General features: G+C 63.3%; 13 protein-coding genes and 1 pseudogene. 7 read left to right on the forward strand and 7 right to left on the reverse strand.

The features are described from left to right. Window positions 1–133 precede the first annotated feature (133 nt). Window positions 134–382 carry a hypothetical protein gene (locus HB778_RS15710; RefSeq protein WP_183464667.1) on the reverse strand — a complete coding sequence of 83 codons (249 nt, stop codon included), beginning with the start codon at window positions 380–382 and terminating at the stop codon, window positions 134–136. Between the two features lie 177 nt (window positions 383–559). Here HB778_RS15710 and HB778_RS15715 point away from each other — a divergent pair, with 177 nt between their 5' ends. The 3 genes from HB778_RS15715 to yihA all read left to right on the forward strand — a co-directional run bounded on the left by HB778_RS15715 (window position 560) and on the right by yihA (window position 2,285). Next, window positions 560–874 (forward strand): hypothetical protein, encoded by a 315-nt coding sequence (locus HB778_RS15715; protein WP_183464668.1) that lies wholly within the window; start codon window positions 560–562, stop codon window positions 872–874. A gap of 116 nt (window positions 875–990) precedes the next feature. After that, on the forward strand, window positions 991–1,629 hold the full coding sequence (locus HB778_RS15720; protein WP_183464669.1) for a CatB-related O-acetyltransferase: 639 nt from the start codon (window positions 991–993) through the stop codon (window positions 1,627–1,629). Then, window positions 1,626–2,285 carry a ribosome biogenesis GTP-binding protein YihA/YsxC gene (yihA, locus tag HB778_RS15725; RefSeq protein WP_096452406.1) on the forward strand — a complete coding sequence of 220 codons (660 nt, stop codon included), beginning with the start codon at window positions 1,626–1,628 and terminating at the stop codon, window positions 2,283–2,285. Before HB778_RS15720 ends, yihA begins: the two co-directional genes overlap by 4 nt. Before the next feature lie 121 nt (window positions 2,286–2,406). Here yihA and HB778_RS15730 read toward each other — a convergent pair whose 3' ends face one another. Then, window positions 2,407–3,156 (reverse strand): TetR/AcrR family transcriptional regulator, encoded by a 750-nt coding sequence (locus HB778_RS15730; RefSeq protein ID WP_183464670.1) that lies wholly within the window; start codon window positions 3,154–3,156, stop codon window positions 2,407–2,409. 127 nt (window positions 3,157–3,283) lie between these two features. Here HB778_RS15730 and HB778_RS15735 point away from each other — a divergent pair, with 127 nt between their 5' ends. Both HB778_RS15735 and HB778_RS15740 read left to right on the forward strand, forming a co-directional pair. Beyond that, window positions 3,284–4,471, forward strand: a complete 1,188-nt coding sequence (locus HB778_RS15735) for an HlyD family secretion protein (protein WP_183464671.1) — start codon at window positions 3,284–3,286, stop codon at window positions 4,469–4,471. 73 nt (window positions 4,472–4,544) lie between these two features. Continuing rightward, window positions 4,545–6,140: a DHA2 family efflux MFS transporter permease subunit gene (locus tag HB778_RS15740; RefSeq protein WP_183464672.1), complete on the forward strand. Its 1,596-nt coding sequence runs from the start codon at window positions 4,545–4,547 to the stop codon at window positions 6,138–6,140. Between the two features lie 117 nt (window positions 6,141–6,257). Here HB778_RS15740 and msrB read toward each other — a convergent pair whose 3' ends face one another. The 4 genes from msrB to HB778_RS15760 form a co-directional block, all read right to left on the reverse strand. Beyond that, window positions 6,258–6,761 carry a peptide-methionine (R)-S-oxide reductase MsrB gene (msrB, locus tag HB778_RS15745; RefSeq protein WP_183464673.1) on the reverse strand — a complete coding sequence of 168 codons (504 nt, stop codon included), beginning with the start codon at window positions 6,759–6,761 and terminating at the stop codon, window positions 6,258–6,260. 225 nt (window positions 6,762–6,986) lie between these two features. After that, window positions 6,987–7,544, reverse strand: coding sequence for a fasciclin domain-containing protein (locus HB778_RS15750; protein ID WP_183464674.1), 558 nt, complete (start codon window positions 7,542–7,544; stop codon window positions 6,987–6,989). Window positions 7,545–7,769: 225 nt separating this feature from the next. Next, window positions 7,770–8,492, reverse strand: coding sequence for an anti-sigma factor (locus HB778_RS15755; RefSeq protein ID WP_183464675.1), 723 nt, complete (start codon window positions 8,490–8,492; stop codon window positions 7,770–7,772). Next, window positions 8,489–9,028 carry a sigma-70 family RNA polymerase sigma factor gene (locus tag HB778_RS15760; protein WP_095203779.1) on the reverse strand — a complete coding sequence of 180 codons (540 nt, stop codon included), beginning with the start codon at window positions 9,026–9,028 and terminating at the stop codon, window positions 8,489–8,491. Before HB778_RS15760 ends, HB778_RS15755 begins: the two co-directional genes overlap by 4 nt. A gap of 139 nt (window positions 9,029–9,167) precedes the next feature. Between HB778_RS15760 and HB778_RS15765 the strand changes: the two are divergent. Together HB778_RS15765 and argB are read left to right on the forward strand one after the other, a co-directional pair. Beyond that, window positions 9,168–10,666, forward strand: a pseudogene (locus HB778_RS15765) (amidase). Between the two features lie 157 nt (window positions 10,667–10,823). Then, window positions 10,824–11,717: an acetylglutamate kinase gene (argB, locus tag HB778_RS15770; RefSeq protein WP_031209616.1), complete on the forward strand. Its 894-nt coding sequence runs from the start codon at window positions 10,824–10,826 to the stop codon at window positions 11,715–11,717. A gap of 32 nt (window positions 11,718–11,749) precedes the next feature. On the opposite strand, the gene HB778_RS15775 is transcribed toward argB, so the two are convergent. Then, on the reverse strand, window positions 11,750–12,148 hold the full coding sequence (locus HB778_RS15775; RefSeq protein ID WP_183464676.1) for a RidA family protein: 399 nt from the start codon (window positions 12,146–12,148) through the stop codon (window positions 11,750–11,752). Window positions 12,149–12,178: the final 30 nt, after the last annotated feature.

Raw genomic sequence — 12,178 nt, forward strand, 5'->3', positions numbered from 1 at the left:
GCTTCCAGTTCGTCATTGCCGATAACGACATTGGCGCGTCTCTGTTCGCGTTCGCTGTCCAACCGGATGACCTGGTCGCCGGTCCGACCCGTGGAAGGGTCGTCTTCGGCAGGCTTCTTGGGGGGATGTTGATTCAGCCATGTACTTTCTCCCGGTCGACGGCAGGCTGGGTGCAAGCCGCGAGCAGATTGGATTTGATCAAGGTTAGGGTTTGCAGCAGATGCTGCTGTGTTTCAGGTGAGAGACCGGCAAAGGCCTCGTCTCGTGTTTTCTGGCCGTTGCCGCGGGTCAGCCCCGATGTCCGCGAACGCTGCTCAAACCGCTTTCGAAGCAGGCGCGCGACGTCATGCAGCACGAAGCTGATATTGGGCGAGGAGGACATGGCAGGAGATCAGGATCTACAGACAACTTTTCGTGAGCATGCTTATTATCATCATGCACATAATCCTGCTGGACGGCGCGTGCAAGACGGATTAAGCCGCCCGGAACAAAAATCGCATGGGCCACGGCGCGGAAAAGCCGCCTTGGCGGCGAGCGTTTTCCGGCAAGGATTTCGACGATGAACTGGATCAGGATCGCAGCCGCGACGGCGCTCGTCGGATGTCCGGTCGCGGCGGTTGCAAAGGAGGCGGTCAGCTGCGGCGGTGCCGCCATGCTGGGTGGCGCGCAGCTGAACTGCAGCCACGTCGAACCCACGGCACCGCCGCAATTCTGCACGTTCAGCTGGGCTCTGCACACGATGGCGGGCGATCAGAAAATTGTCGAAGGCACGTTCCTGCTGCCGCCCGGAGCCTCGAACGTCACGATCTACCAGGGCAGTGGTTTCGACAGAGCTCTGTCCAATCCGATCGTGATCTGCCGCGGCAACAAATGAGCTTGTCCGCCAAGGAAGGCTCGCTCCTCAGCCGATTGGTGCTATAGGGCGGATCACGTTATTTTGACCAGGCGCTTTCGGTTGCGGATGCGCCTGCCAATCCCGGACGAACCGACATGGACGGACCCAACCCCGACATCAAGCACCCGATCCCGATGCACACCCGCGTCGGCTTCCTGAAGCCGCTGGTGACGGAGCCTAACATCGAGATCGGCGACTTCACCTATTATGACGACCCGGACGGGCCGGACAAATTCGCGCAGAAATGCGTTCTGCACCACTATCCCTTCATCGGCGACAAGCTCATCATCGGCAAGTTCTGCGCCATCGCCGAAGGCACGCGCTTCATCATGAATGGCGCCAACCACGCAATGTCCGGCTTTTCGACCTATCCGTTCAACATTTTCGGCCATGGCTGGGAAAAGGGCTTTGACCCGGCGACATGGTCGAAGGAGGTGCGCGGCGATACGGTGGTCGGCAGCGATGTCTGGATCGGCATGGAGGCGGTGATCCTGCCCGGTGTGGAAATCGGCCATGGCGCCATCATCGCCGCCAAATCCGTCGTGACGCATGATGTGGCGCCCTATGCGATCGTCGCCGGCAACGCGGCCAAGGTGGTGAAGATGCGTTTCGACGACAGGACGATCAGGCGGCTGCTGGCATTGGCATGGTGGCATTGGCCGGTGGACAAGATCGGCCGCAACCTCGACGCCATCAGGGGCGCCAATATCTCTCTTCTGGAGGCAGCAGCTTGAACGCTCTGAACAGCACTGTGATCAGCACCGACCTGTTCACGCGCGGGTGGATCTTCATCCGCGGCGTGCCGGCGATGAAATTCCTGCCGCCGGAAGGGCCGCCGGAAATCGCCTTTGCCGGCCGCTCCAATGTCGGCAAATCGTCGCTGATCAACGCTCTGGTCAACCAGAAGGGGCTGGCGCGCACCTCCAACACGCCGGGGCGCACGCAGGAGCTCAACTATTTCGTGCCGGACGGATTTTCGGGCGAAGGCGCCGACCTGCCGCCGATGGCGCTGGTCGACATGCCGGGCTACGGCTACGCCACCGCGCCCAAGGAGAAGGTCGACGAGTGGACCAAACTGGTCTTCGACTATCTCAAGGGCCGGGTGACGCTGAAGCGGGTCTATGTGCTGATCGACGCCCGCCACGGCATCAAGGCCAAGGACGACGAAGTGTTGTCGCTGCTCGACAAGGCGGCGGTGTCCTACCAGATCGTGCTGACCAAGACCGACAAGATCAAGGTCGCCGGCGTGCCGCGGCTGATCGAGGAGACGCTGGCCAAGATCAAGAAGCGCCCGGCGGCGTTTCCGTTCGTCCTGGCGACATCGTCGGAAAAGGGCGAAGGCATGGAGGAATTGCAGGCCGCGATCGTGCTTGCGGCCAATGGCGGCTAGAGCAATTCCAGGAAAAGTGTAAGCGGTTTTCCCGGGAAAAGCGCATAGCGCTTTCCCTTGGGAATTGCGTCAAAACAAAGAGTCAGAGTGGTTCCCCGTTTCCATGAAACGGTGAAACGCTCTAGGCCTTCGCCTCCAGGGCAATCATCTGGTGGCGTTCTTCCTCGAAAAGCCTCTCCGTGCCGTAGGCCTTCAGGAACATGTCGACGCCCGATCTGACGATGTGATCGATTTCTTCCTGGCTCGGAGCCTTGGTGCGGTAGGCGAAGATGCACTGGCGGAAAAGGCCGGCCAGGCACAGTTCGGTGAATTGATAGGCGGCAAGATCGACATCATCGATCTTGAGCATGCCGCGTTCGATGGCGGCATTGAGGAATTCCATGACCTTGTCATGGCCGCGTTTGGGGCCGCGTTCGTAAAACCGCGCGCCCATGTCGGGAATCCTGTCGGAAGCGCCGATCACCGTGCGCTGCGCCTGGATGACCCTGGCCGAGGTGATCTTCATCGACAGCACCTTGCCGAACTTCACCAGCGTCTGGCGCAGATCGTCGGCGCGGTCGAGCATGTCGTACATGTTCTTGAAGATGGTGCCGCGCTCTTCCTCGATCAGCGCTTCGAACAACTCTTCCTTGTTGGCGAAATAGACATAGATCGTGCCCTTGGAGACGCCGGCCTCGCGCGTGATGTCGTTCATCGAGGCGGCTTCAAAGCCCTTCTCGATGAAGACACGGCGGGCGCCGTCGATGATCTGGCTGCGCTTGACCGGATCCTGCCCGGCCGCCGGGCGTCCACGCCGCAAACTGTCCAGCAGGTCGCACTGTTCCTTGTCGAGACTGGCGGCGGCTTCGGCATTGGGTAAGGTTTCGGCCATAGGGTGACACCTCGAAAATAATTCGAACCAACCGGTTCGATTGCCTCTTGATATGGCCCTCTTTTCACGCTATGTCAACGGCCAGATCGAACCGAACGGTTCAGTATCATTACTTTAGAGAGTTGTCATGTCCTCGAACGCGCCCACCACTGCCGAAGTCCGCCCTTTCCCCAATGCCAAGGTCGCTCCGGCGACGGAAGCACCGGAAATTCCCGTCCTGCCGGTGGCATCGCCGCCTGCAGCCGAAGCTCCGGCCAGGAAGAAGCGCTCGGTGCGCTCGTTCCTGCTGCCGATCATCGGCCTTGCCCTGCTGAGCGGCGGCGCCTGGTACGGCTACGACTACTGGACCACCGGCCGTTTCATGATCTCGACCGACGACGCCTATGTCCAGGCCGACATGGCGTTCGTTTCGCCCAAGATCTCCGGCTATGTCGACCAGGTCAAGGTCAGCGAGAACCAGCTGGTCAAGGCTGGCGACCCGCTGCTGACGATCGATGACGGCGACTACAAGATCGCTGTCGCCCAGGCCGAAGCGCAGATCGCCACGCTGGCCAAGACGCTCGACCGCATCGATGCGCAGACCAAGGCCGCGCAGGCTTCCCTGCAGCAGGCCCAGGCGCAGAAGGTCGCCGACCAGGCCGCCGCCGACAATGCCGCCCGCGCCCAGCAGCGCGCCGCGCAACTGGTCAAGACGCATGTCGGCACGCAGGCGCAACTGGACGACGCCCAGACCGCGCTCGACCAGGCCAATGCCGCGCTGGTCGGAGCCGACGCCCAGATCGCCGCTGCCCAGGCCAATATCGGCGTGTTCGAGGCGCAGCGCGCCGAGTCGGCGAGCACGCTCGCCTCCCTGCAGCTCAGCCACGACAAGGCCGCGCGCGACCTGTCCTTCACCGTGCTCAAGGCGCCTTATGACGGCGTCGTCGGCAACCGCTCGGTCGAGCAGGGCGACCTCGTCAGCCCCGGCCAGAAGCTCGCCGTCGTCGTGCCGTTGGACAAGCTCTACATCGTCGCCAACTTCAAGGAGACGCAGCTTGCCCGGCTGGTTCCCGGCGAAAAGGTCAACATCTCGGTCGACGCCATCGACGGCCATCCCATCCAGGGCACCGTCTCGTCGCTCGCCCCGGCCTCGGGCGCGGTCTTCTCGCTGCTGCCGCCAGAAAATGCCACCGGCAACTTCACCAAGGTGGTGCAGCGCGTTCCGGTCCGTATCGACGTCCCGGCCGATGCCCTGAAGACCGGCAAGCTGCGTGCTGGCTTGAGTGTTGTCGTCAACGTTGACAGCCGCACCGCACCTGCCGCCACGACCAACTAAGCGCTTTTCGGAGGGCGGCTCGGTGGCTGATTAAGCACTGAGCCGCCCGGCCTGCCTCAAGGAGGCCCACGCAATGGCAACCGCAACCATCACCGCAGGAGCGCCGCCGGCACGGCCGGCAGTTCCTGAAACCATCTCCACACGCCGTGTCATTGCCTTCCTGGCGATGGTCTTCGGCATGTTCATGGCGATCCTGGACATCCAGATCGTCTCGGCCTCGCTGGCCGAGATCCAGGCGGGCCTCAGCGCCAGCTCCGATGAAATTCCGTGGGTGCAGACGGCCTATCTGATCGCCGAAGTGGTGATGATCCCGCTGTCGGGCTTCCTCAGCCGCATGCTGTCGACGCGCGTGCTGTTCACCATCGCCGCCGCCGGCTTCACCGCGGCCAGCGCCCTTGCCGCGACCGCCACCAACATCGACCAGATGATCGTCTACCGCGCCGTGCAAGGCTTCATCGGCGGCGGCATGATCCCGAGCGTCTTTGCCGCGGCCTTCACCATCTTCCCACCCTCGAAGCGCGCCATCGTCTCGCCGATGATCGGCCTGGTGGCGACGCTGGCGCCGACCATCGGCCCGACCGTCGGCGGCTACATCAGCCACGCCTTTTCATGGCACTGGCTGTTCCTGGTCAATGTCGTGCCCGGCATCCTGGTGGCGACCGCCGCCTGGTCGCTGATCGATTTCGACAAGCCCAATCTCAAGCTGTTCAACAAGTTCGACTGGTGGGGCCTTGCCGGCATGGCGGCCTTCCTCGGCTGCATGGAATATGTGCTGGAAGAGGGTCCGAACAATGACTGGCTGCAGGACCAGGGAGTGTTCATCTGTGCCATCGTCATGACCGTCGGCGCGGTGATCTTCTTCTGGCGCGTCTTCACCGCCGAGGAGCCGATCGTCGACCTGCGGGCCTTCAGCAACATCAACTTCGCCTTCGGTTCGCTGTTTTCCTTCGTCATCGGCATCGGCCTCTATGGCCTGACCTATCTCTATCCGGTCTTCCTCGGCCGCATCCGTGGCTACGATTCGATGATGATCGGCGAAGCGCTGTTCGTCAGCGGCCTGGCCATGTTCATCACCGCGCCGATCTCCGGCATCCTGTCGAGCAAGATGGATTTGCGGCTGATGATGATGATCGGCTTCTTCGGCTTCGCCACCGGCACCTGGTGGATGACGCATCTGACCGCCGACTGGGATTTCTATGAGCTGCTCATCCCGCAGATCCTGCGCGGCTGTTCGATGATGCTGTGCATGGTGCCGATCAACAACATCGCGCTCGGCACCTTGCCGCCCGACCGGTTGAAGAACGCGTCCGGCCTGTTCAACCTCACCCGCAACCTCGGCGGTGCCGTCGGCCTTGCCCTCATCAACACTGTGCTGATCGACCGCAACGCCTTCCACTATGCAAGGCTCGCCGAGCATGTGCAGTGGGGCAGTGCGGCCGCGCAGACCAAGCTGCAGAACATGACGCTCAATTTCGAGCAGGTCACGGGCCTCGATGCCACCAGTGCCGCGATCTCCAAACTGTCGGGCATGGTCCAGCAGCAGGCGGCGCTGCTGTCCTTCATGGACGTGTTCTACATGCTGACGGTGCTGTTCGCGACGCTCGGCCTGTTCACCATGCTGATCAACAAGCCGGCCGCACCTGGTGGCGGAGGCGGCGGCGGGCACTGACAGAAGAACCACACGCGGCGGTTTCGGGAAGCTCCTCCAGTCCACGCCCGAAAAGCTCTGACCGCACAAAAAAACTCCGGGCCGCAACGCCCGGAGTTTTTTGCATTTATAGCTGGTTCAGGCCGCGGCGGGCTTGAAGTTCAGCGCCACGCCGTTGATGCAGTGGCGCAGGCCGGTCGGCGCCGGTCCGTCGTCGAAGACATGGCCGAGATGGCCGCCGCAGCGGCGGCAATGCACCTCGGTGCGCGTCATGCCAAGCGACCTGTCCTCGGTCTTGCCGATGCCGTTGGCGATCTCCTGCCAGAAGCTCGGCCAGCCGGTGCCGGAATCGAACTTCGTCTCCGAGGGATAGACCGGCAGGTCGCAGCCCGCGCAGGCAAAAATGCCCTTGCGGTGCTCGTTGAGCAGCGGGCTGGTGCCGGGATACTCCGTGCCTTGCTTGCGCAGCACGTCGAAGGCGGCCGGCGACAGGATGGCTTTCCACTCGTCGTCCGTCTTGGTGATCTCGAATTTCTCGGCGGCCTGTGCCACCTGCGGACTGCCCATGCGCAGCATGGTTGCCGCGGCCCCGACGACGCCGATGGCGGCGGCACCGCTCAAAAGAAAGTCGCGACGGTTCATGACCAGTTCCTCCGGTTGTTCTTTTTGCCAAACTATACCGCCACGCAGACGTCAAAAGCCAGTGACGGTGGTCCTCAACGACACTCCGCGCCGGTCCACGGTAGACCGTGGGCGGCGCGGAGCACGCGTGTCGTCTGCAGGTCGCGGGAGCGAGATCATGCAACCGACCGAGGGCTCTTGCTGCAGGTTCGTCGCTGCAAGCCCTTTGTTACATTCCAGGGCCGATCACATCTTCGGGAGCAAAACCTTGTCGATGACGTGGATGACGCCGTTGGACTGCTCGACATCGGCGATCGTCACATTGGCGACGTTTCCGTTCTCGTCGGTGACGGTGACCTTGCCGCCCTCGGCCTTCAGCGACAGCTCGCAGCCGCCGACCGTCTTGACCTTGTGCGTGCCGCCGTCAGCCTTGGCCATCGAGGCGACATCAGCCGCCATCGCCTTGGCGCCGATGACATGGCAGGCCAGGATCTTGGTGAGCTTGTCCTTGTTCTCAGGCTTGAGCAGCGTGTCGACCGTGCCGGCCGGCAGCGCGGCGAAGGCCTCGTTGGTCGGCGCGAAAACGGTGAACGGGCCGGCGCCCTGTAGGGTCTCGACCAGGCCGGCCGCCTTGACGGCGGCGACCAGCGTCGTGTGGTCCTTCGAATTGACGGCGTTCTCGACGATGTTCTTCTGGGCATACATGGCGGCGCCGCCGACCATCGGGTCTTCGGCATAGGCAGCGGTGGCAAGCGCGGAAACGGCGATCGTACCGGCGAGCAAAAGGGTGGCGATTCTACGCATGATGTTCAAACTCCTCGGGTTTCTCTTCCCATCTTTGGGGACGCGAGGAGATACGGAACACAAATGCGGGAGTTTCAGACTATTTTTGGATTTTTATTTTATTCGTCCGGGCGAAGAGATTTATCCGGCGTAACGGTTTGCCGGCTCACGCGGTTATTTAGACATGGGTGACATAAGATAGATTTGGATTATTCTGGCGACGGATTCGCGGTGAGGAGAATCCGATCAGATGCCCTTCAGATCGCCCGCGGCAACCACCGGCCCGGTCGGCTGTCCGGTCGGCGAACCGCCTGAAGGCTCCAGGCTGACAGCCAGCACCGCGCCCTGCGCCAGCTTCTGCTGCGTGGCGGGCGAGACCCCGATATGCGCGGTCGCGCCGGCCGGGATGACGCCCATCGAGACCGGCGCGTTCTTGCCCTCGATCATCCAAAGTTCGAAGTCCTTGCCGGAAGCGAGCGTGCCGGAAACGTGTGAAAGGCTGACCTCATGCCGCTCGGAATCATAGACGGCGAGATATTTTACGTCGCTGCCGTCGGCGGCCAGCGAGGCGACAAGCCGCGCCTGCGGCTGTTCGGCCGGCCGATTGACATAGGGCACGACGACATAGAGAGCCAGGGCAGCAACAGCCGCGACGGCAAGGCCGCGCCAGAAGGCGAGGCTGGACCACAGGCCGGCGCTTGGTGCGGCAGAGGTTTGAGCCGTGCTCGAAAACAGGCGGCGGTCGATCGCCACCTTCACCGAAGGCGGCGGCTCGACCTCCGCATAGGCAACGGCCAGCGGCGAGAGGTGCACTTCCCAGCCATCGACGAGCCGCGCGAAATCGGTCTCGGTGTCGATGCGCCTGGATGCGATCTGCCGCTCTTCCACCGGCAGAACGCCGAGAACGTATTCGGCGGCGAACAGGTCGTCGCCTCCACGTTCCGGTCCATTGTCCTCTGCCAGTGTCATCTTTCCAGACATTCTCTAAGTTTCATCAGGCTGCGGCGCAGCCAGGTACGCATCGTGTTCAGCGGCACGCCGTGGCGCTCCGCCAGCTCGGCATAACTTTCGCCCTTGAGATAAGCGCCCCGGACGGCCGCCGCCCGGTCCTTCTCCAGCTCTTCGAGACAATGATGGATGCGCTCGGATTCGTCGCCCGCCACCACCATCGCTTCAGGTCCCGGTGCCGGATCGGCCACGTCGAGTGCGGCATCGATATCGGCGGCAGGTTTGCGCCGCGCCCTGACGCGATCGATCGCGTGGTTGCGTGCGATTGCCACCAGCCAGGAGATCGGGCTCAGATCGGAGACAGCAAAACGATCCGCCTTCGTCCATATCTTGACGAAGACTTCCTGCAGCGCTTCTTCAGCATCTCCCCGGTCGTTCAATACACGAAGGCATACGCCGAAAAGTTTCGCGCTGGTCTGCCGGTAGAGCAGATCGAACGCTGCCCGATCCTTCATCGAAGTCCGGACAATCAGCTTGGTGATGTCCTGCGGCGTCATGCGGGTCAAATTAGGCGATTACGCTGTATTTGCAACGCTGGAAATATTCCATGCACCTAAAGTTCCGGCCTCAGGCCGCAGGCTTCGATTGCCAAGGGAATCGCCGCTGGCTAGCTTGGCCGGAGTGGGGGAGCGCGCCATGTCGGTCGAACGGATCCTGTGGGAACAAGACGCAACCGGCCTCGCCGGGCTGGTGCGCAAGGGCGAGGTCTCGCCTGTCGAATTGACCGAAGCGGCGATCGCGCGCGCCGAGGCCACAAGGCCCGAAATAAACGCCACGGCCGAGCCGCTCTATGAGGCTGCGCGTGCGCGGGCGAAGACGATCGACCGCTCGCTGCCGCTGGCCGGCGTGCCCTTTGCCATCAAGGACCTCGGCATCGCCATCAAGGGCGTGCCGTCGCATGGCGGCAGCCGCATTCCGGCCTTAGTGCCCGATGTCAATTCGGTGATGACCGAGCGCTACCTCGCCGCCGGGCTGATCCCGATCGTCACTTCGACATCGCCGGAACACGGGCTGCGGCTGATGACCGAATCCAAGGCCTTCGGCATCACCCGCAATCCTTGGAACACCGGCCACACCAGCGGCGGCTCGTCGGGGGGTCGGCGGCACTGGTCGCCGCCGGCGTGGTGCCGGTGGCGCATGCCTCGGATGGCGGCGGCTCCATCCGCGTGCCTTCCGCCTGCACGGGCCTGGTCGGCCTCAAGACCTCGCGCGGCCGTATCCCGCTGACGCCGCTGGTCAGCGAAAGCTGGTACGGCATGGTGGTCGACCATGCCGTCACCCGCTCGGTGCGCGATTGCGCGCTGCTGCTCGACCTCACCCACGGCCCTGACGCCTTGTCGCCCTATGCGGCCCTGCCGCCGAAGGGCACGTTCGCTGCTGCCGCCGCGCGCGATCCCGACAAGCTTAGGCTCGCCGCCTACCGCAAGTCGCCGCTTGGCCTGCCGATCTCGGCTGAAACAATGAAAGCGCTGGACACGGCGGTGGCGCTTGCGCGTGAGGGCGGTCACACCGTCGAGGACATCGACCTGCCCTTCATCGGCCGCGATTTCATGGCCGACTTCTGCAGGACGGTTGCTTCCGCCGTTGCCGGCACGCTGCGGGCGGAAGCGCTGCGCGTCGGCCGTTCCGTTACTGGCGACGTCGAGCGCGCCACGCGGGTGCTCGGCAGACTGGGTGAAATGCTCTCGGCCGGCGAGATCTATGCCAGCCTGCAGCGGCTGCATGCCGTCTCGCGGCGGATGATCGAAGAGACCGCGCAGTATGATGCGGTGCTGATGCCCATCATTGCACACCCGCCGCTCGCCTGCGGTGCCATGGACCCGAAAGGCGCCGATGAGCTGATCGAAAACCTGCTCGACAAGCTTCATCTCACGCCTTTGCTGAAGCTGAAGCCGCTGTTCGGCCAGCTGATGGACAAGAGCCTTCTGTTCACCCATTGGCCGGCGATCCACAATGTCAGTGGCCAGCCGTCGATCGCGATGCCCGTCTATGTCACCGACGCCGGCCTGCCGCTCGGCATCCAGGCCGCCGGCCGCCCGGGCGACGAGGAGACGCTTTTGTCTTTCGCCGCGCAGATGGAGAAGCTTTCGGGCTGGCTCGGCCGCAGGGCGCCGCTGATGGTGCCTTCGCGATGACGACGTCGTGAGACGTTCGAATATGACAGCAATGCCATTTGCGGCCCGGGCCAATTCCCGCTAAGACGCCGCCGTCCTTTCCAAGTGCATGTCGCCCAAAAGTGCCCAGCGGTTCTGGGACAATGACATGCACAAATCAAAAGCGGGAACCATGCCGATGACGGAGATAACCGCCACCGCCGAAATGCAGGCCGCCCTGCTGTCACGGGCGCTGCCCTACATGCAGCGCTACGAACACAAGACTGTCGTGGTGAAATATGGCGGCCACGCCATGGGCGATATCGAGCTTGGCAAGGCTTTTGCGCGCGACATCGCGCTGTTGAAACAGTCCGGCGTCAACCCGATCGTCGTCCATGGCGGCGGGCCGCAGATCGGCGCCATGCTGGCCAAGATGGGCATCGAATCCAAATTCGAGGGTGGGCTGCGCGTCACCGACCAGAAGACGGTCGAGATCGTCGAAATGGTGCTGGCCGGCTCGATCAACAAGGAGATCGTCGCGCTGATCAACGCCGAGGGCGAATGGGCGATCGGCCTGTGCGGCAAGGACGGCAACATGGTCTTCGCCGAAAAGGCGCGCAAGACCATGATCGACCCGGACTCCAACATCGAGCGCGTGCTCGATCTCGGCTTCGTCGGCGAGCCGGTCGAGGTCGACCGCACGCTGCTCGACCTTCTGGCGCGCTCCGAGATGATCCCGGTGCTGGCTCCGGTGGCGCCCGGCCGCGACGGCCACACCTACAACATCAACGCAGACACGTTCGCCGGCGCCATCGCCGGCGCTTGCCAGGCGACACGTTTGCTGTTCCTCACCGACGTGCCCGGCGTGCTCGACAAGAACAAGAAGCTGATCGACGAGCTGACCGTCGCCGAGGCGAGGGCGCTGATCAAGGACGGCACGGTCTCGGGCGGCATGATCCCCAAGGTCGAGACCTGCATCGAGGCGATCGAGCGCGGCGTCGAAGGCGTCGTCATCCTCAACGGCAAGACGCCGCATGCGGTGCTGCTCGAACTCTTCACCGAACACGGCGCCGGCACGCTGATCGTGCCCTGAGGCAACGCCCTGCGTCGCCCACGGCCGGCCGATCAGGCGGGCTGGGGGATGCGCGCGATGACCTTTATCTCGAAGTCGAAGCCCGCCAGCCAGTTGACGCCCACCGCGGTCCAGTTCGTATAAGGTGGTTCCCGGAACACCTTCAGTCGGACGGCGTCAATTGCCTGCCACTGCGCGGCCGGATCGGTGTGGAACGTGGTGACGTCGACAATGTCGTCGAACGTGCAGCCGGCGGCCTTCAGCACGGCCGCGAGGTTGTCGAAGGCAAGCTGGACCTGCTTCTCGAAAACCGGCTCGGGCGATCCATCCTCGCGGCTGCCGACCTGGCCGGAGACGAACAGAAAGTCTCCCGAACGGATCGCCGCCGAATAGCGGTTGATCTCGTACAGAGCCTGCCGGCCGGCGGGGAAGATTGCATCGCGTTTGGTCATTTTTACTCCATCCAAACAAAGGCAGGCCCG

It is taken from the genome of Mesorhizobium huakuii (genome assembly GCF_014189455.1).
GTDB lineage: Bacteria > Pseudomonadota > Alphaproteobacteria > Rhizobiales > Rhizobiaceae > Mesorhizobium > Mesorhizobium huakuii_A.

Bases quoted from the DNA above. Each gene is read 5' to 3' on its own strand.
- HB778_RS15775 (WP_183464676.1), bottom strand. From the start codon at position 12,148: ATGACCAAACGCGATGCAATCTTCCCCGCCGGCCGGCAGGCTCTGTAC.
- HB778_RS15715 (WP_183464668.1), top strand. From the start codon at position 560: ATGAACTGGATCAGGATCGCAGCCGCGACGGCGCTCGTCGGATGTCCG.
- HB778_RS15750 (WP_183464674.1), bottom strand. From the start codon at position 7,544: ATGCGTAGAATCGCCACCCTTTTGCTCGCCGGTACGATCGCCGTTTCC.
- HB778_RS15735 (WP_183464671.1), top strand. From the start codon at position 3,284: ATGTCCTCGAACGCGCCCACCACTGCCGAAGTCCGCCCTTTCCCCAAT.
- HB778_RS15720 (WP_183464669.1), top strand. From the start codon at position 991: ATGGACGGACCCAACCCCGACATCAAGCACCCGATCCCGATGCACACC.
- msrB (WP_183464673.1), bottom strand. From the start codon at position 6,761: ATGAACCGTCGCGACTTTCTTTTGAGCGGTGCCGCCGCCATCGGCGTC.
- HB778_RS15730 (WP_183464670.1), bottom strand. From the start codon at position 3,156: ATGGCCGAAACCTTACCCAATGCCGAAGCCGCCGCCAGTCTCGACAAG.
- HB778_RS15760 (WP_095203779.1), bottom strand. From the start codon at position 9,028: ATGACGCCGCAGGACATCACCAAGCTGATTGTCCGGACTTCGATGAAG.
- HB778_RS15710 (WP_183464667.1), bottom strand. From the start codon at position 382: ATGTCCTCCTCGCCCAATATCAGCTTCGTGCTGCATGACGTCGCGCGC.
- argB (WP_031209616.1), top strand. From the start codon at position 10,824: ATGACGGAGATAACCGCCACCGCCGAAATGCAGGCCGCCCTGCTGTCA.
- HB778_RS15740 (WP_183464672.1), top strand. From the start codon at position 4,545: ATGGCAACCGCAACCATCACCGCAGGAGCGCCGCCGGCACGGCCGGCA.
- HB778_RS15755 (WP_183464675.1), bottom strand. From the start codon at position 8,492: ATGACACTGGCAGAGGACAATGGACCGGAACGTGGAGGCGACGACCTG.